Source organism: Halomarina ordinaria (assembly GCF_030553305.1).
In the GTDB taxonomy this organism is placed as follows: Archaea; Halobacteriota; Halobacteria; order Halobacteriales; family Haloarculaceae; genus Halomarina; species Halomarina ordinaria.
This window is the reverse complement of the sequence record NZ_JARRAH010000001.1, coordinates 1,693,166-1,711,014: the sequence shown is the minus strand read 5'-3', so window position 1 is coordinate 1,711,014 and position 17,849 is coordinate 1,693,166. Positions and strand designations below refer to the sequence as shown.

Annotated in this window: 16 protein-coding genes and 1 tRNA gene; 8 read left to right on the top strand and 9 right to left on the bottom strand. The window is 69.3% G+C overall.

Going from position 1 to position 17,849, the window contains the following annotated elements:
* Positions 1-178: 178 nt before the first annotated feature.
* Positions 179-1,477: a glutamate dehydrogenase GdhB gene (gene gdhB, locus P1Y20_RS09285; protein ID WP_304448384.1), complete on the top strand. Its 1,299-nt coding sequence runs from the start codon at positions 179-181 to the stop codon at positions 1,475-1,477.
* 157 nt (positions 1,478-1,634) lie between these two features.
* Entirely contained in the window at positions 1,635-2,363 is a 729-nt protein-coding gene (locus P1Y20_RS09280) for a class I SAM-dependent methyltransferase (protein WP_304448383.1), read from the top strand.
* A gap of 4 nt (positions 2,364-2,367) precedes the next feature.
* Here P1Y20_RS09280 and rimI read toward each other — a convergent pair whose 3' ends face one another.
* Both rimI and P1Y20_RS09270 read right to left on the bottom strand, forming a co-directional pair.
* A complete protein-coding gene (rimI, locus tag P1Y20_RS09275; RefSeq protein ID WP_304449479.1) occupies positions 2,368-2,841 on the bottom strand; it encodes a ribosomal protein S18-alanine N-acetyltransferase in 474 nt (157 codons plus the stop codon).
* 302 nt (positions 2,842-3,143) lie between these two features.
* Positions 3,144-5,120: an aconitate hydratase gene (locus P1Y20_RS09270; protein ID WP_304448382.1), complete on the bottom strand. Its 1,977-nt coding sequence runs from the start codon at positions 5,118-5,120 to the stop codon at positions 3,144-3,146.
* 315 nt (positions 5,121-5,435) lie between these two features.
* On the opposite strand from P1Y20_RS09270, the gene P1Y20_RS09265 reads away from it, so the two are divergent.
* The gene (locus tag P1Y20_RS09265) at positions 5,436-5,909 is read left to right on the top strand and encodes a deoxyuridine 5'-triphosphate nucleotidohydrolase (RefSeq protein ID WP_304448381.1); all 474 of its coding nucleotides are present in this window, start codon (positions 5,436-5,438) and stop codon (positions 5,907-5,909) included.
* Between the two features lie 133 nt (positions 5,910-6,042).
* Positions 6,043-6,756 (top strand): ferredoxin--NADP reductase, encoded by a 714-nt coding sequence (locus P1Y20_RS09260; RefSeq protein WP_304448380.1) that lies wholly within the window; start codon positions 6,043-6,045, stop codon positions 6,754-6,756.
* Between the two features lie 54 nt (positions 6,757-6,810).
* Here the strand turns inward: P1Y20_RS09260 and P1Y20_RS09255 are convergent, their stop codons facing one another.
* Complete coding sequence (locus P1Y20_RS09255; RefSeq protein ID WP_304448379.1) at positions 6,811-7,569, bottom strand: zinc metalloprotease; 759 nt, start codon at positions 7,567-7,569, stop codon at positions 6,811-6,813.
* 370 nt (positions 7,570-7,939) lie between these two features.
* Here P1Y20_RS09255 and P1Y20_RS09250 point away from each other — a divergent pair, with 370 nt between their 5' ends.
* The 3 genes from P1Y20_RS09250 to P1Y20_RS09240 all read left to right on the top strand — a co-directional run bounded on the left by P1Y20_RS09250 (position 7,940) and on the right by P1Y20_RS09240 (position 10,287).
* The gene (locus tag P1Y20_RS09250; protein ID WP_304448378.1) at positions 7,940-8,344 is read left to right on the top strand and encodes a CBS domain-containing protein; all 405 of its coding nucleotides are present in this window, start codon (positions 7,940-7,942) and stop codon (positions 8,342-8,344) included.
* 86 nt (positions 8,345-8,430) lie between these two features.
* Positions 8,431-10,122, top strand: coding sequence for an NAD-binding protein (locus tag P1Y20_RS09245; RefSeq protein WP_304448377.1), 1,692 nt, complete (start codon positions 8,431-8,433; stop codon positions 10,120-10,122).
* Between the two features lie 92 nt (positions 10,123-10,214).
* A tRNA-Arg gene (locus tag P1Y20_RS09240) sits at positions 10,215-10,287 on the top strand.
* Between the two features lie 256 nt (positions 10,288-10,543).
* Here P1Y20_RS09240 and P1Y20_RS09235 read toward each other — a convergent pair.
* Both P1Y20_RS09235 and P1Y20_RS09230 read right to left on the bottom strand, forming a co-directional pair.
* Complete coding sequence (locus P1Y20_RS09235; RefSeq protein WP_304448376.1) at positions 10,544-12,034, bottom strand: MATE family efflux transporter; 1,491 nt, start codon at positions 12,032-12,034, stop codon at positions 10,544-10,546.
* Between the two features lie 218 nt (positions 12,035-12,252).
* Positions 12,253-12,840, bottom strand: a complete 588-nt coding sequence (locus P1Y20_RS09230) for a 2Fe-2S iron-sulfur cluster-binding protein (RefSeq protein ID WP_304448375.1) — start codon at positions 12,838-12,840, stop codon at positions 12,253-12,255.
* Positions 12,841-13,156: 316 nt separating this feature from the next.
* On the opposite strand from P1Y20_RS09230, the gene P1Y20_RS09225 reads away from it, so the two are divergent.
* The gene (locus P1Y20_RS09225) at positions 13,157-14,356 is read left to right on the top strand and encodes a M14 family zinc carboxypeptidase (RefSeq protein ID WP_304448374.1); all 1,200 of its coding nucleotides are present in this window, start codon (positions 13,157-13,159) and stop codon (positions 14,354-14,356) included.
* Between the two features lie 12 nt (positions 14,357-14,368).
* Here the strand turns inward: P1Y20_RS09225 and P1Y20_RS09220 are convergent, their stop codons facing one another.
* The 4 genes from P1Y20_RS09220 to gnd all read right to left on the bottom strand — a co-directional run bounded on the left by P1Y20_RS09220 (position 14,369) and on the right by gnd (position 17,822).
* Positions 14,369-14,650, bottom strand: a complete 282-nt coding sequence (locus tag P1Y20_RS09220) for a lipoyl domain-containing protein (RefSeq protein WP_304448373.1) — start codon at positions 14,648-14,650, stop codon at positions 14,369-14,371.
* Positions 14,647-15,663, bottom strand: coding sequence for an alpha-ketoacid dehydrogenase subunit beta (locus P1Y20_RS09215; RefSeq protein WP_304448372.1), 1,017 nt, complete (start codon positions 15,661-15,663; stop codon positions 14,647-14,649). The genes P1Y20_RS09220 and P1Y20_RS09215 overlap by 4 nt, the downstream gene beginning before the upstream one ends.
* Entirely contained in the window at positions 15,663-16,667 is a 1,005-nt protein-coding gene (locus P1Y20_RS09210) for a thiamine pyrophosphate-dependent dehydrogenase E1 component subunit alpha (RefSeq protein WP_368662167.1), read from the bottom strand. Before P1Y20_RS09210 ends, P1Y20_RS09215 begins: the two co-directional genes overlap by 1 nt.
* Before the next feature lie 255 nt (positions 16,668-16,922).
* Positions 16,923-17,822, bottom strand: a complete 900-nt coding sequence (gnd, locus tag P1Y20_RS09205; RefSeq protein WP_304448370.1) for a phosphogluconate dehydrogenase (NAD(+)-dependent, decarboxylating) — start codon at positions 17,820-17,822, stop codon at positions 16,923-16,925.
* Positions 17,823-17,849 lie beyond the last annotated feature (27 nt).

Genomic DNA, 17,849 nt, shown 5'->3' with positions numbered 1-17,849 from the left:
CACTATCTCGCGCCCGTGTGTTAATATACCATATATGGATTAATACTATATTGACGGATGGGGAAGTGGGCGCCATGACCCTGAGGTGGGGGCGGACCCCGTCGACGACCAGCGGTCGCACGCACCGAACGACGCATCGAACGACACGGCCGACTCGACCCCTCGGAGGGCGGTGACGGTGGCGACGAGCGACCCCGACACCGTCCCGTCGGCGGCCGAATCGAGGGCCGAACCCGAGTCGGCGCTCGCGACCGCCCGCCGACAGCTCGAACGCGCCGCGGCGACCCTCGACATCGACCCGAACGTCGTCGAGCGCCTCAAGCACCCCCAGCGCGTCCAGCGCGTCTCGCTCCCGCTGGAGCGCGACGACGGGCGCGTCGAGGTGTACACGGGCTACCGCGCCCAGCACGACAGCGTCCGCGGACCGTTCAAGGGCGGCCTGCGCTACCACCCGGACGTCAGCGAGGAGGAGTGCATCGGCCTCGCGATGTGGATGACGTGGAAGTGCGCCGTCATGGACCTCCCCTTCGGCGGCGCGAAGGGCGGCATCGTCGTCGACCCGAAGGACCTCTCGACCGAGGAGAAAGAGCGCCTCACCCGACGGTTCGCCCAGGAACTGCGGGACGTCATCGGCCCCATGCGGGACATCCCCGCCCCCGACATGGGGACGGACGCGGAGACGATGGGCTGGTTCATGGACGCCTACTCGATGCAGGAGGGCGAGACCATCGCCGGCGTCGTCACCGGCAAGCCGCCGGTCATCGGCGGGAGCCTCGGGCGCGAGGAAGCTCCGGGGCGCAGCGTCGCCATCGTCGCCCGCGAGGCCGTCGACTTCTACGGGATGGACCTCGCCGACACCACCGTCGCCGTCCAGGGGTTCGGGAGCGTCGGCGCGAACGCCGCCCGCGCGCTCGACGAGTGGGGGGCGACCGTCGTCGCGCTCAGCGACGTCAACGGCGCCATCTACGACCCCGACGGACTGGACACGAACGACGTGATGGGGCACGAGGAGCGCCCCGGCATGGTCTCGGGTTACGACGCCCCGGAGACGCTCTCGAACGAGGACCTCGTCGAACTCGACGTGGACGTGCTCATCCCCGCCGCCGTCGGGAACGTCATCACCGAGGCGAACGCGAGCGAGATTCGTGCGAACATGGTCGTCGAGGGGGCCAACGGCCCGACGACGTTCGCGGCCGACGACGTGCTCAACCGCCGCGGTATCCCGGTCATCCCCGACATCCTCGCCAACGCCGGCGGCGTCACCGTCAGCTACTTCGAGTGGCTCCAGGACGTCAACCACCGCGCGTGGTCGCTGGAGCGCGTCAACGAGGAACTGGAGACCGCCATGCTCGACGCCTGGAACGACGTGCGAACCGCCTACGAGGCCGACGAGGACCTCTCGTGGCGCGACGCCACCTACGTCGTCGGCCTCCAGCGCATCGTCGACGCCCACACCGCACGCGGCCTCTGGCCGTAGTCCCCACCGTCGGCGACGTGCCGCCCGCCGCTCGCTTCCGCTCACTCTCGGCCCATCGGAGCGCCAGCACCGCCGGTCCCCTCGACTCCCGGGACGTTCGCGTGTCGGTGTCACACCTCGGTACGGAGTTATTACACGTGGCACGCTCCGGCGTGGTATGGAGTCGGAGGAGGACGCACTCGGCACGGCGATGCTCGACGTTTACCGGGATGACCTGCGCGGCGAGGCGATTCACCGCGACGGGGCCGAGGTGTGGGACGCCAGTATCGAAGCGAACTACTTCGGGCCGACGGACGCGTGGCACTCGGACGCCGCGCTCTACGACTCGCTCGCCGGACCGGTCCTCGACGTGGGCTGTGGCGCGGGCCAGCACGCGTTGACCTTCCAGCACCACGGCGTCGACGTGACCGCGTTCGACGTGTCGCCCAACGCCGTCAGGGCGGCCCGCGAGCGCGGCGTCGAGGACGCCCGCGTGTTCGACATGTTCGACCTCCCGGGGCCGTTCACCGACGCGTACCGGGCCGTACTGCTCAACGGGACGCAACTCGGCCTCGCCGGGTCGCTCCCCGGCGTCGCCGCGCTCCTCGCCGACCTCGCTCCGGTCACCGACGGGTCGGGCGTCGCCGTCGTCGACAGCTACGACCCCGGGCGCATCGCCCCCGAAGGGTTCGGGGGGCACCGACCGGACCCGCGCGAGGGGGTCTGTCGGCGGACGTTCCACGTCGAGTACGACCGCGCCGGCGAGCGACTGGTCGGGCCGTCGCTCTCGTTCGTCCTGTTCTCGCCGGCACGCCTCCGAGACGCCTGCGTCGGTACGCCGTGGTCGGTGCGGGAGGTCCTGCGGCGCGACGGGACGCCCTACTACCGGTGCGTCCTGGAGACGTGAGGGTTCAGTCGGTCGGCCGGACGAGCACCAGCGCGTTCTCGCCGTCGCCGTAGTAGCGCGGTATCGTCCGGCGGTACTCGAAACCGTGGCGGCGGTAGAGGCGGATGGCCTCCTCGTTGCTCGCGCGCACCTCCAGTTTCACCGACCCCGCGCCGACCGCCGCGAGCGTGGCCAGCGCCCGTTCGAGGAGCGTCGTCCCGATACCGCGACCCTGGAACTCGGGGTGGACCGCGATGTCCTTGACGTGGCCGACGTCGTGCCCGAAGTTCGGCGTCACGTCCGCCACGACGTAGCCCGCCACCCGCCCGCCGACCTCGGCGACGAGGAACCCCGGTTCGTCGAGGAAGCGCCGGAACGCCTCGTAGGGCCACGGCTGGGGGAACACCGCGCGCTCGATGCGGGAGACGTCGAGCAGGTCGGCCTCGACGACCGGCCGGACGGTCGGCGTCGTCGCGTCCCCCGGACTCGTCGTCGTCACGTCCCGCCAGAGGAACGCCACGAGTATGAGCTACCGGGTCCGCGACGATGACTGTCGCACGTCTCGACGCCGAACCGCGAGTCGACGGCGAGCGAGCGAACCTCTCGGACACCGATTCCGAACCGCGAGCGACCGGCGGGAGCGAGCGGGCCGAGGAACGACTACCGGAACGCTCGCTGCGCTCGCGTTCCGACGGGAGTGACGCTGTGCTTTTGGTCGAGCTTTTTCGGGGGCGACTGCGAGACCGCGAAGCGTGTCGCTCGCAAGCGACCACAAAAAAAGGTCGTTGGTGAACGGTCGCTTCAGTCGTCCGCGGGGGCCGCGCCGCCCGAGGAGTCCTCGTACTGCTGCTTCGTGAGCGAGAGCTTCCCGCCGGCGGCGAGGATGTCGCGCTCGCGCGCGGAGGCGTCGAGTTCGGCCGTGAACTCCCAGTCGTCGTTCACGCGGACCGTGAACTCCTCCTGGCCGGAGGTGACGGCCTCGCTGACGTCGTCGACGACCTCGATGTCGTCGCCCTCCTCGATTCGCTCGTACGTCTCCTCGTCGATGACCAGCGGGAGGAGGCCGAAGTTGAACAGGTTCGCCTTGTGGATGCGGGCGAAGCTCTGGGCGAGGACGCCCTGCACGCCGAGGTACATCGGGCACAGCGCCGCGTGCTCACGCGAGGACCCCTGCCCGTAGTTCTCGCCGGCGACGAGGAAGCCGCCGTCGGCGTCGAGCGCGCGCTGGGCGAAGTTCTCGTCGACGCGCGAGAGGGTGAACTCGCTCAGCTTCGGGATGTTCGACCGGTACATCAGGATGTCCTGCGTCGCCGGGATGATGTGGTCGGTCGTGATGTTGTCCTCCATCTTCAGGAGGGCGGGGCCGGCGAGGGTCGCCTCGAGGGGGTCCTTGAGGGGAACGTCGCCGATGTTCGGCCCCTTCACGAGGCCGTCGTCGACGGCCTCGTCGGGCGCGATGAGGTCGACCTTCGAGCCGCTGTAGGCGTCGGGCAGTTCCGTGCCGGGCGCCTCCAGGTCGCCGAGTTCCTCGGCGAGGTCGCGCGGGTCGATGATCTCGCCCTTGATGGCGGCCGCGGTGGCCACCTCCGGCGAGCAGAGGTAGACGTTGTCGTCCTCGATGCCGGAGCGGCCCTCGAAGTTACGGTTGAAGGTGCGCAGGCTGACGGAGTCGGAGGCGGGGACGTGGCCGATGCCGATGCAGGCCCCGCAGGTTGCCTCCGAGAAGTTGACGCCGGCGGCCATCAGTTCCGCGACCCAGCCCTCGCGGGCGAGCAGTTCCGAGGCCTGCTTGGAGCCGGGGGCGACGATCATGTCGGTCTTCTTGTCGACCTCGCGGCCCTCGAGCATCTTCGCGCCGGGGAGGATGTCCTCGTAGCCGCCGTTCGTACAGGAGCCGATCATGACCTGGTCGACGGACTGGCCGGCGACCTCGCGGACGGGCACGACGTTGTCGGGCATCGACGGCGTCGCGATGAGCGGTTCGAGGTCCGAGAGGTCGACGACGATCTCGTCGGCGTACTCGGCGTCGTCGTCGGGCTGGAGCTCGACGTACTGGTCGCCGCGGCCCTGGCGCTCGAGGTAGTCCTTCGTCTTCTCGTCGGTCGGGAAGAGCGAGGAGGTCGCACCGAGTTCCGTCCCCATGTTCGTGATGGTGGTGCGCTCGGGGACCGAGAGCGTCTCGACGCCCGGCCCGGTGTACTCGAATATCTTGCCGACGCCGCCCTTCACGGAGAGGCGACGCAGCATCTCGAGGATGACGTCCTTCGCGGTGGCCCACTCGGGGAGCTCACCCTCCAGACGGACGTTGACGACCTCCGGCATCTCGATGTAGTAGGCGCCGCCGCCCATCGCGACGGCGACGTCCAGTCCCCCCGAACCGATGGCGAGCTGGCCGAGGCCGCCCGGCGTCGGCGTGTGGGAGTCCGACCCGAGGAGCGTCTTGCCGGGCGCGGCGAAGTTCTCCTTGTGGACGTTGTGGCAGATACCGTTGCCCGGGCGGGAGAAGTGAGCGCCGAAGGTCCCGGCCGCAGAGCGGAGGAAGCGGTGGTCGTCCGTGTTCTTGAAGTCGAACTGGTAGGTCTGGTGGTCACAGTACTGGGCGGCGAGTTCCGTCTGGACCTCGTCGAGGCCGAGGGCCTCGAACTGCAGCCAGACGAGCGTCCCCGTCGTGTCCTGCGTGAGCACCTGGTCTATCTCTATCCCGATCTCCTCGCCGGTCTCGAGTTCTCCCTCGACGAGGTGGTCGGCCAGAATCTTCTCAGCGAGCGTCTGTCCCATATCACTCGAAGGTCGCTCGCCTGAAGATATAAATCCCGCGTGTTCGGTCAGTGTTGCGCTAGGACCGCCTCAAACCACGATATTCGCCAGTTTCGACCCCCTCACGGTGAGGAAACGTCCACGAACGATGAGGACGGTTCCGTCGCCCGGTTTCCGGCTTCGTCCCCGGGAGCACCGGCGAGTACGCGAGCGGTCCCTCGACCCGAAACTGGACGAGCGTTCGCCCCGCCCGCGCCCGGCCGGTTCGCGTCGTCGGCGACGCACCCGTCGCCGCCAGTAGAAAGCGTCTTTCGACCACTGGCCGCAGGAGTCGACATGTACCGAAGCGGCGCGTTCGTCGCGGAGCACTGCTCGCCGGTTTCGTCCGACCAAGTCCAGCCGAACGGTCTCGACCTCACGCTGGGGACCGTCCTCGAACAGGTCTCGCGCGGGCGCATCGCGCGCGAGGGAAAGACCGTCGGCGACCGCGAGGAGTGTGACCCCCGGGAGGGACCGGACACGGACGTGTTCCGCCTCGAACCTGGGGGATACGTGCTTCGCTACGCGGAGACGGTCGGCATCCCCGAGGACCACGTCGGGTTCATCTACCCCCGCTCGTCGCTCATGCGTAACTCCTGTATGCTCAACACGGCGGTCTGGGACGCGGGGTACGAGGGGAAGGGAGAGGGGTTGTTGCAGGTCCATCACCCCGTCGACCTCGAACGGGGCGCGCGCGTCGCGCAACTCGTCCTCGCGCGCGCGGACCACGAGGGGACGTACGAGGGGAGCTACCAGGGGGAGAACCTGTGACCGTTTGAGGCTCCCCTTGTCTCCGTGACCGACCCGGGGTCGCGCGGTCCTCACGACCCGACATGACCGTGTGGGTAGCGGCGACATGGCCCTGCTGGGAGAACTACTCCCGGCGCGGGGTCGTACCGCCCTCATGACACATACGGCGACCGTCGAGGCGATTCACGACCTGACGCCCCGCGTCAAACAGTTCCGCCTGCGCGTCGAGGGCCACGAGTTCGACCACGAACCGGGCCAGCACACGACCGTCCAGTTCGACCACGAGGGCGAGGAGGTGGTCAGGCCGTACACGCCCACGAGCCTCCCCGGTACCGACGCCATCACGCTCGCCATCAAGGTGTACGACGACGGCACCGCCTCGGCGTACATGCACCAGCGTCGGGTCGGCGACGAGGTGACCATCGGGTCGCTGGAGGGGAACCTCACGCTGCGCGACCCGGACGCCGACGTCGCCTTCGTCGCCACCGGCACGGGCATCACGCCGACGTTCGCGTTGCTCAAGCAGTACCTCCGGGAGGGGACGGGCGACGTCCACTTCTTCTTCGGGGAGAAGGACCAGGAGTCGGTCATCTACCGCGAGACGCTCGAACAGCTCGAAGCGGAGCACGAGAACCTCACGGTGGTCTACTCGCTGTCGGACAGCGGCTACGAGTGGGACGGCCCGACCGGCCACGTCCAGGAGCACGTCGAGGAGTACGTCGACGTCGAGGAACGGGACTTCTACGTCTGTGGCGTCCCCCAGATGGTCGTCGACACGAGAGAGCGGCTGGCGGACCTCGGCGCGCCCGACGAGCGGGTGTACACCGAGGGGTGGGAGGAGGGCGCCGTCTCGGACGACGAGGAGTGAGTACGACGGGGGTGAGCGAACGCGAGGCGTTCGCGAACGACGTCGCCCCCTCGCTCACCACGGCGTGACGCCGCCGCGGTAGTCGCGGATGCGCTCGGCCTCGCAGTCGTCGAACTGCAGGAGCAGTCGCGGGTCGCGGCCCTCGGGTTCGACGTACCGACAGCCGCAGACGCTCGCGTCGTAGTCGAAGTGCTCCGACTTGACCGACTCGGTCTCCCAGGGGTAGCCGCTGACCATCGGGCTGACGACGAGGCCGTCGGCCACGGTGCGCATCGACCCGTGGTCGTGGTCCAGCCCGATGGTGTGGCCGCACTCGTGGAGGAGCACCTGGAGGGCGTAGGTCCCCCACGTGCGCGAGACGACCGGTTCGGTCTCCCCGACGGGCGGGAGGCCGGCCAGTTCCGCGGCCCCGCCGACGGCCGCGACGTGCGGGATGCCCGCGCCGGTGGGCCACTCGGTCATCGGTTCGTCGGTGACGAGGAGGTTCACGTCGTCGCAGGGGTCGACCGGTCCGACGCCGGCGGCTCCCTCGACGAGGCGGCGGGGCCACTCCCCCTCGACGACGAGGTCGTAGGCCCGTTCGGACGTGACCGAGACGGTTCCACCGTACTCCACGACGGCGTCGCCGTGCGCGTCCTCGAAGGCCCGCCGCAGGTAGCCCTCGACGCGCGACCACAGCCCCGAGTAGGCGGCCGCGCGGTCGCTGAACCACAGCTTTACGTTGAGCGTCCGCTCGGGGTGGGCGATGCGGCGGCCGGTGACGCCCATCGACCCGACCGCTCCCACCGAAAGCAGGAACTTGCGCCGTCTCATGTGTGCCAGCCACGACGTCGACGGCGAACGCGGCCCATCTCCGCGCTCCTATCGCCATCCAGACGTATCGTGTTACCTGACTCTGACGAGTAGACCCGCATGACGGGTTCGTCAATACACATAGCCCTCTGACTATCACGAGACTATGAGTATAGCAATCGGACTCGTATGGGAGTGTCGGCCGCTCGTATCGATTCGAAATCGGTGAATTACCGGGCGTGAGACTACTTCCGGTTCGAGCGGCCGACCCGGCACCGTCTCGACCCGCCCCGCCCCCGGGTGTCCGGTCGACTGCTGCGGCTCCCCGCCACGCGACTATCGTAAAAACCCCTGTAGGAACCACTATGTGAGTGCCGCGACATCACCGTCCATGGACGACATCTTCGTTGCCCAGCTCATGTCCTCGCCGCCGTACACCGTCTCCGCCGACACGCTCGTCGCGGACGCGGCCAGCGTCATGCTCGACAACGGCATCGGTTCGGTCGTCGTCACCGACGAGGCGGGCCACCTCGTGGGCATCCTCACCTCCACCGACTTCGTGCACATCGTCGCCGAGAGCCGCCCGAAGGCACGGACGACCGTCTCGCGCTACATGTCGACGGACGTCACCACCCTGACGGCGCAGGTGCCCATCCGCGAGGCGGCCGACGCCATGATCGAACGTGGCGTCCACCACATGCCAGTCGTCGACGACGAGGACGTCGTCATCGGGATGCTGTCGACCACCGACCTCACGGCGTACCTGTCGTACGTCCGGACGCCGAGTCCGGCGTAGCGCGTCGCCGTGACCGACCGGCTCAGACGGGTCGAGTCGCGCCACCGGTGGACTCTTCGTCCGCCTTCGAGTGAACCCACCATGCGATGAGTCCGGGAAAACCGTACGACCCGCTCGAACAGCAGTTGCGGCACCTCCGGTCGGTCGAGTCGCTCGGCGACCTCTCGGGCCGCCAGCGCAAGGTCGTGACGTTCGGCGCGGCGCTGGCCACCCTGCTCGTCTGCTACGCGCTGGTCTACCAGTACGGGATGCGCACGCTGGAGGGAACCGACCGGACCTTCTTTCAGGCGCTCAACACCGTCGTCGCGACGATGACCACCACCGGGTACGGCTCCGACGCACCGTGGGGGAGCCCCTGGATGAACGCGCTCGTCGTCTCGTACCAGCTCTCCGGTATCGTCATCGGCCTCGTCACCCTGCGCATCCTCATCATCCCGCTGTTCGAGCGCGCACCGGTCGTCCTCGACGACCGACTGACGTCGAAGGACGGCCACGTCGTCGTCTGTGAGTACGGCCGGGGGAAGGACGTGCTCCTCGACGAACTCGAGGAGTCCGGCATCGAGTACGTCCTCGTCAACTCGGACAAACAGGAGGCCATCGACCTGTCGAACCGCGACTACCAGGCCATCGACGGCGACCCGACGCGGACGGAGACGCTGGAGCGCGCCTCCGTCGGGAAGGCGGCGTTCGTCGTCAGCGACGCCGGCGACCGCAACGCGAGCGTGCTGTTGACGGCCCGCCGACTGAACGACGAGGCCCGACTCCTCTGTCTCACGGAGACCCAGCGTCGGCGCGAGGCCCTCGAACGCATCGGCGCCGACCGCGTGGTCTGTCCCTCGGCGCTCATCGGCCGGCGCCTGGCCGAGAAGGCGACGACGACGTTCGACCTCGCACCGTCCGTCGACGGCTTCGACGACGACACCGTCGTCAGGGAACTGGTCGTCAGACGTGGCGGCGCGCTCGACGGCACGCGGGTCGGCGAGACCGCCGTCGCGGCCGCCCCCGAACTCACGCTCGTCGCCGCCTGGGTCGACGGGGAGTTGCGCCTCCCGCCGCGGCCGACCGACCGCCTGACCCCCGACGCGGTGCTGGTCGTCGTCGGTCCGGCGTCGTCGCTCGAATCGGCCGACGAAGGTGTCGCCGGCGTCCGCTCCCCCCGCCGGCACACGAGCGTCGTCGTCGCCGGCGTCGGCCAGGCCGGCAGCACCGCAGTCGAGCGATTCCCCGACGAGGTCGACGTGGTGACGGTCGACGTCGAGGACGGTCCCGACGCGGACGTCGTCGGCGACGCGAGCGAGGCGGCCACGCTCCGCGAGGCGGGTCTCGAGGACGCCACGGCGCTCGTCGTCGCCCTCGACGACGACGACGACGCGCTGTTGACCACCGCTATCGGCCGGTCGCTGACCGACGACATCGAGATACTGGTTCGGGTCTCGGACGCCGAGAACGTCCCGAAGGCGTTCGACGCGGGGGCCGACTACGCCCTCTCGGAGCAGCGCACGACCGCCCGGACGCTCGCCACGGAGGTCCACCGCGAGTCGGTCGTCCACCCCGTCGGTCAGGTCCGATTCATCCGCGTCGATGGGGAGAACTTCGCCGACGAATCGCTCGCCGACGCCGACGACCGCTCCGGGAGCGGGCGTGTCCTCGTCGGCGTCGAACGGAACGGGGCGCTCCACACGGACGAGACCACCACCATCCGCCTGGACGACACGGTCGTCGTCGCGGGGACCGACGAGATGCTCCACGACTTCGAACACGACGCGGTCGGGGAGTAGCCCACGGACTGCGCCGTCTCGTTCTGCCAGTTCGGTCACCGATCGGACGAACACACAACCGTTATACCGCAGTGTGGGGTACGATGTGACGAGAGCCTGTAGCTCAGTGGACAGAGTGCTTGGTTCCGGACCAAGATGTCGCGGGTTCAAATCCCGTCGGGCTCGTCACGGAGCGCTTCGCGCTCCGCTCCTCGCCCGACGTAGTTCGCGAACGCTTCGCGTTCGCTCACTCCCGTCGGGCCCTCGTTCTCCCTGCGAACGACAGTGAGCAGTGAAAAGCGACTGCTGGCGGGATTCGAAAGAGGGTGCGAACGCTTCGTGTTCATCCACCCCCGTCGGGCTCTTTTCGTATCTTCCGGCTCTTCTCGTCGCTGTGGGTTCGCTCCACCCCTCGGTGCTGCCGGACGAGGCTCACGGGGCGTCAGTCCTCGCCGTCTCCGACCGCCTCCGGTCGCGAGGGCACGTCCACGTCGACGACTCGCTGTTTCCACGTCCCGCGGAGGAACCACGCGCCGGCGGCGACGGCGCCGACGACGTTGCCGAGGGCCATGCCGATCCAGATGCCGGTCGCGCCCATGTCGGCGACGAACGCGAGATAGTAGACGGTCGGGACGCGCCCCAGCCACAGCGCCACCATCGAGAACGCGAGCGCCGTCCGGGTCTTGCCCGCCCCCCGGTACGCCCCGAGGAGGACCTGGAGGACGCCGATGAAGGCGAACTCGACGGTGCGGATGCGGAGGTACTCGGCGCCGAGGTCGATGGTGCGGAGCGCCTCGGGGGTGCGTTCGCCGATGAAGACGTTCACGACGGGTTCGGCGGCGACGAACGCCAGGCCGGCGACGACGAGCATCACCCCCGCGCCGGTGCCAGCGGCGAGGTGGACGGCCCGTTCCGCGCGGCCGTCCTTGCCGGCGCCGAGGTTCTGCCCGACCATGGTGTCGGTCGCCCGGCCGAGGCCCATCGCGGGGAGGAAGACGAGCGAGACGAGGCGGTTACCGAGGCCGTAGGCGGCGACGGTCGCCGTCGGAAACGTCGCGACCATGACGGTGAGGGTTATCATCGCCAGCGCGCTGGTGGACTGTTCGAGCGCGCTCGGCACGCCGATGCGGACTATCTTCCGGATGGCGTCGAGGTCGGGGCGGAGGTGGCCGAGCGAGACGGCCGGGCCGGCGCCGGTCGCGAGGATGAGGTAGAAGCCGACGCCCATGGCGACCAGCCGCGAGAGGAGGGTGGCGAGCGCCGCGCCCGCGACGCCCATCCCGGCGAAGCCCGTCGCCTCGAACAGCGCCGCCTCTACGCCTGCGAGGCCGAGGACGCCGAACAGCGGGTTGGCCTCGAACCCGAAGATGAACACGGGGTCGAGCGCGACGTTGAGCGCCACCGAGAGGAACATGACGCGCATCGGGGTGCGAGTGTCGCCGTACCCGCGCATGAGCGCGGAGAAGACGAAGAACCCGAACATGAACGGCGTCCCGAGGAAGAACACGCGCATGTACTCCTCGGCGAGCGGGACGACGTCCACCGCCGTCTCCGGGTCCGTGGGTATGAGCGCCAGTAACGGCCCCGTCGCGAGGTAGCCGACGACGGCGATGGCCACCGCCAGCAGGGTGATGAACGAGAGGGTCTGACCGGCTATCTTCCCCGCGTCGTCGTCGCTGTCGGCACCGGTGTACTGCGCGACGAGGATGCTCCCGGCGACGGTGAACCCGCCGCCGATGGAGAGAAAGAGGAAGATGAGCGGGAAGGCGATGCTCATGGCCGCCACCGCCGCCGCCGAGAGCTGGCCGAGCCAGAGGGTGTCGGCGACGTTGTACGCCACCTGGAGGAGTTCGGTGACGACGATGGGCCACGCGAGGGTGAACAGGGGGCGGGCCAGTCCCCCCTCGGTTATCGAGTCGCGTGCGGGGCTCACCCTCGACACTCAGCGAGGGCGACCATTTGAGTGCGCTGGTTCGCTCGCGCCCGTGTCACGAACGTAGCACGCCGCTCGCTCGCGTTCGGGCGAGCGGTGCTGAACCCGGCGCAGTTCGGAGCGGAAACGTGAAGTGCGGGCGACTGCCGCGTCGCCGGCCCTCGAACGGTCGGTCGACGGAGGAACAGGGGTGGGTCGCGGGTCGGGCGTCGGTTCGTCTAGGGGCTCTCGCCGGTTTCGAGGGTGAAGTCGGTGGTGGGGTAGGCCACGCAGGTGAGCGTGTAGCCCTCGGACATCTCCTCGTCGCCGAGCATCTCGTTGGTGTGGTGCGTGACGTAGTCCTCGCTGTGCCCGCCGTCGGCGATGTGGCCGGAACAGGAGATGCACTGCCCCTGACGGCAGGCGTAGGGGAGGTCCCAGCCCTCGTCCTCGCCCGCCTCGAGGAGGGTCTCGTTCTCCTTGACCTCGATGGTCTGGCCCTCCTTCGTGTACTCGATCTCGAACACCTCCGCCTCGTCGTCGGGGATGGCCGAGGGGTCGTCGTCGCCCTCGGCCGCCGCGCCACCCTCCTCGAGCTCGCCCTCCCCCTCGCCGGCGGCGACGGCCCCGGCGGCGGCGCCGCCGCCCCCGATGGAGCGGTTCATCGGCTCGGGGAAGTCGGTCTTCGGAACGCTCGCCGCGCGCCGTTCGAGGACGTCCTCGGAGATGTCCTCCGTCGGCGTCCACTCGGTGCCCCTCGTGTAGTGTAGCGAGACGGCGATGAGGGTGAAGAGCGCCCCCAGCCCGATACCCAGTGCGTCAACCATGCTGAGCGATTGGGAACAGGTGCTTAATTGCGTTGTGATTCCACCGAGATTCGGCGTACGCGCCGGGTGTGCGTTCGCAACGCCGCCCGCGTATCCGTCGGCAGGCAGACCCACCGCGAGGCCGGCGCCGTCGCTCCGGACAGCGACCGAGTGTCGAGCGCGTCCCGACCGGCGTGGCCCACCGCCCGACGGTGAACGGTCCGTGCGACACGGTTCGCGACCTTCGACATCCTATCAGGCCGCATCCTGAATTATTATATCATTTCTCTCTTTAGTGAATTAAACTTAATACACGGGCAAAATGAGACTCATCTACATGGAACTAACCCGACGAACGACTCTGAAGGCCCTCGGTGGGCTCCTCGCCGCCGGCACGCTCGGCAGTTCGACTGCCGGGGCGTCGCCCTCCAGCGACCGGCGCTCGCGCGAGCGCGTCGCACTCGACTACCTCTCGAACGACGACCTCCTCGACAACGACGAACTCGAGTCGGTGCTGCGTGCGCTCCGTCGCGAGTACCCCGAGCACGTCCGCCTCAAGCGCATCGGCCGGTCGAACCAGCGCCGGTCCATCTGGGCGGTCAGCGTCGGGAACGTCACCGGCGACGACGGCACCGACGTGATGGCCATCGGCCAGCAGCACGGCGACGAGATGGTCTCCTCCGCCGAGGGACTGCTCTCGGCGGTGCAGTTCGTCGCGAGCGACCCGAGCGCGGAGGCCATCCGCGAGAACCTCACCCTGCACGTCGTCCCCCGCGCCAACCCCGACGGGTTCGTCGCGCGCCAGCGCTACAACGTCGACACGCACGCGCCCGCGGCCGGCGACGACGACGGCATCTTCGGCGGCGACACCGGTTTCTACACCGCCGGCGAGGAGGGAGTCGGCTGGGACGTCAACCGGTATCACTGGGACGACTGGACCGAGAGCAACCTCTACCAGGCACTCCCCGAGGAGTACCCGGTCAACCCCGTCGTCGAGGCGCAGGCGCTCCTCGACGCCGTCGAGAGGGTCGACCCCGACTGGATTATCGACTACCACCGCCAGGGGACCTACTGCGTCGACCCCGACGCCACCTTCGACCCGGAGAACCCCGGCGAGGCGTACGAGCGTGGGGAGTACCCGCCGTCGCGCGACGACGACGGGGGCGGCGAACTCGTCACCACCTCGGTGTTCTGGCCCATCAACGAGGACGTCCCCCAGGAGGCCCAGGACCTCTCGAAGCGACTCGTCTGGACGATGACCGAGGCGCTCACCGCCTTCGACCGCTCGACGGTCACGCGCTACCCCGGCGGTACCTACGCCGGCATCGCCCGCAACGCCTACGGTCTGCAGGGGCGCGGGAGCGTCCTCTACGAACTGAGCGCCGGCACGCTCGGCGACCGCGAGTTCCGCGTCCGTCAGGTGTTCGAGTCGCTGCTGTCGTGTCTCGACGCCACCGCCGACGGCTCGCTCGACGACGTCGACCCGGAGAACGTCACGCAACTCCCCGAGCGCGAGACGAACGGGTTCACCGTCTGAACCGCGTTCCCGTCACGCCGGCGTGACGTACGCCAGCGGGTCGCCGCGGGCGAACGACTCGTTCTCCGCGACCAGCACCTCGGCGAGCGTTCCCGTCACCGGGGACGGAACGTCGATGCTCACCTTCTCGACCTGTATCTCACAGACCACGGCGTCCGCCTCGACGCGCCCGCCCTCGCGGACGAACCAGTTGGCGACGACGGCCTCCTCGACGTCGTCGGCGTCCGCCGGCCAGACCGCACCCGAGTCGAGCGCCACCCGGTCGGCCTCGTCTTCACCCTCGTCCCGGCTCATTCGACGGTCTCGCGGACCGCCTCGGCGATGGCCCCGGTGTCCGGATTGACCGCCTCCTCGAGCGGTCGGGCGTACGGAATCGGCACGTCCGGGACGGCGAGTCGACGCACCGCCTCCAGGTCGTCGAGGGCGCGCTCGGCGACCCGCGTGACGACCTCACCGGTGAGGCCGAACGAGCGGTAGTCCTCGTCGACGACGACCAGCCGACCGGTCTTCCGGACCGACTCGACGACCGTCTCGGTGTCCATCGGGACGAGCGTCCGCAGGTCGACGACCTCCGCCTCGACGCCCTCCTCGGCGAGCGTCTCGGCCGCCTCGAGCGCCCGGTGGACGTGCAGGCCGAGGGTGACGACGGTGGCGTCGCTCCCCTCGCGTTTCACGTCGGCCTCGCCGAAGGGGATGGTGTACGCCTCCTCGGGGACGGGCGTCTTCGGCCCCTCAGGGGCGGGCATCCAGCCCAGTCCCATCAGGCGCTTGTGGAACATGTAGACGACCGGGTCGTCGTCGCGGATGGCGCTGTGCATCAGTCCCTTGGCGTCGTAGGCCGTCGACGGGACGACCACCTTCATCCCCGGTAGATGTGCGAAGGTGCCGTAGAGCGTCTGGGAGTGCTGGGCCGCGTCGTTGTACGTCCCGCCGACGGCGGTCGTGAGGACCATCGGGACGTTAACCGCCCCGCCGCTCATGTACGTGTTCTTCGCCATCTGGTTGTAGATCTGGTCCATACAGACGCCGAAGAAGTCGACGAACATCAGCTCGGCAATCGGGCGCATCCCCTGCTGGGCCGCCCCCACGGCCGCCCCGATGAACGCCGTCTCGCTGATGGGGACGTCCATCACCCGGTCGCGGCCGAACTCCGCCAGCAGCCCCTGCGTCGAGTCGAAGATGCCGCCGTAGTCGGCGACGTCCTCGCCCATGACGAACACCTCGTCGCCGTCGCGCATCTCGCTCGCGACGGCCTCGACCATCGCGCGGCTCATCGTCAACTCCCGCTCGGTGGCCGCCTGCGCCATCAGTCGTCACCTCCGGCGGGCGCGTCGGCCGCCCGCGGACGCTGCCCCCCGTCCACGAAGACGTCCTCCGTGACCTCCGCCGGGTCCGGCTCGGGCTGGTCTTTCGCCCACGCGATGGCCTCCTCGACGCGTTCGTGGGCGCGTTCGCGTATCGCCGCCAGCTCCTCGTCGCTCACGTCCGAGGAGCGCAGGTCGTCCGCGAGTCGCTCGACGGAGTCGAGTCGCTGGTGGCGCTCGACGTCGTCCTCCGGGCGGTAGGCCTCGGCGTCGCCCATGAAGTGCCCCATCCGGCGGTGGACCTGGACCTCGACGAGCGAGGGGCCGTTGCCCGCCCGGGCGCGCATGACGGCCTCCTCCGCGGCCTCGAAGACCGCGACGGCGTCGTCGTAGTCGATACGGACGCCCGGCATGTCGAACCCCGCCGCGCGCTGGGAGCCGTCCGAGACGTCCGTTACGCGCTCTTTCGGCATGCTGATGGCCCAGTCGTTGTCCTCGATGACGAACACGACCGGCAGGTCGTGGACCGCGGCGAGGTTCAGCGACTCGAGGAACCCGCCCTGGTCGATGGCCCCCTCGCCGACGAACGAGACGGCCACGCCGTCGGTGTTCCGTTTCTTCGCGGCCATCGCCGCTCCCACTGCGGGCGGACAGCCCTCCGCGATGATGCCGCTACACGCGAAGTTCACGTCGGGGTCGAACAGGTGCATGTGGCCGCCCTTCCCCTTGCAGAGGCCGGTCCGCCGGCCGAATATCTCGGCGGTCATCCGCTTCAGGTCGACGCCCTTCGCGATGGCGACGTGGTGGGGGCGGTGCGTCGCCGTCACGACGTCGTCGTCGCGCAGGTGTGCGCAGACGCCCGCCGCGGCCGCCTCGTGACCCGCCGCCAGGTGCAACTCGCCGGGTATCGGCCCCGCCGAGATGTCGAACGCCGGCTGTTTCCCCTCCAGGTACTCCTCCTGGAGGCGTTCCTCGTAGTGCCGAGCGGTCACCATCCACTCGTACATCCCCTGTAGTTCGCTAACGGTTGGCATGAGTCCTCTCCGAGTCGCCACTTGCCGACGACGATGATAAACGTTAGTTAACAATAATCGGACTATCGGGCGTCTCCCGGCCGCGAGTTCGAGTACGAAGCCGGGACCAGTGCCCCCGTGCGCTGACCGTCACCCGCGGGCGCGCTGCGGGGCCACCACCTCGACGGAGTGCGACACGAGCGTCCGCGGCCACCCGCGAACGCCCGCGTGTCGCCTGTACGCCCCTGCTCACTCCTCGCGGACGACTTCGTGACGCCCGAAGCCGTAGCGCAGGCGGTTCGCCAGCCGCCGGGAGAACCGGCCGTCGTCGGCCCGCGAGCCGAAGCGCTCCGCCAGCGCCGCGTAGACGAGCGGCATCGCCACCTCCTGTTCGAGCGCCTCCTGGACCGTCCACGTGCCGGTCGACCCGCCCTCGATGCGGTCGGCGACGGTACCCAGGTCGCTCCCCTCCTCGCGGAACGCCTCCTCGCAGAGTTCGAGCAGCCACGACCGGATGACGGCGCCGTTGTTCCACGTGCGAGCGACGGCCTCGAGGTCGAGGTCGTAGCGCCCGTTCGCCAGCAGGTCGAACCCCTCGCCGTAGGTCTGCATGAGGGCGTACTCGACGCCGTTGTGGACCATCTTCACGTAGTGGCCCGACCCGGCGGGACCCATCCGGTCGTGGCCGTCGGGACCGGTCGCGACGGCGTCGAAGACGGGCGTCAGTTCCTCGTAGGCCCACTCGGGGCCGCCGACCATCAGCGAGAAGCCGAGGTCGGCGCCGGCCGGTCCGCCGCTCGTGCCGCAGTCGAGGTACGCCGCGGGCGTCGACTCGGCGCGCCGCACCGAGTCCTCGAAGTGGGAGTTCCCGCCGTCGACGACGACGTCGTCGCTCGTGAGGTGCGGTTCGAGTTCCGAGAGCGTCGCGTCCACGATGTCGCCCGCGGGGACCATCAGCCAGATGCGCTTGTCCTCGCCGAGTTCGTCCGCCAGCGCCGCGAGCGACGCGGCGGGCGTCGCCCCCGCGTCGGCCGCCGCCGCGACGGCCGTCTCGTCGACGTCGAACGCGACCACGTCGTGTCCGGCGTCCATGACCCGTTCGGCGACGATGCGACCCATCCGACCGAGGCCGACGACTCCCAGTTGCATGGGTGAGGGTCCGCGAGCGGGCGCTAA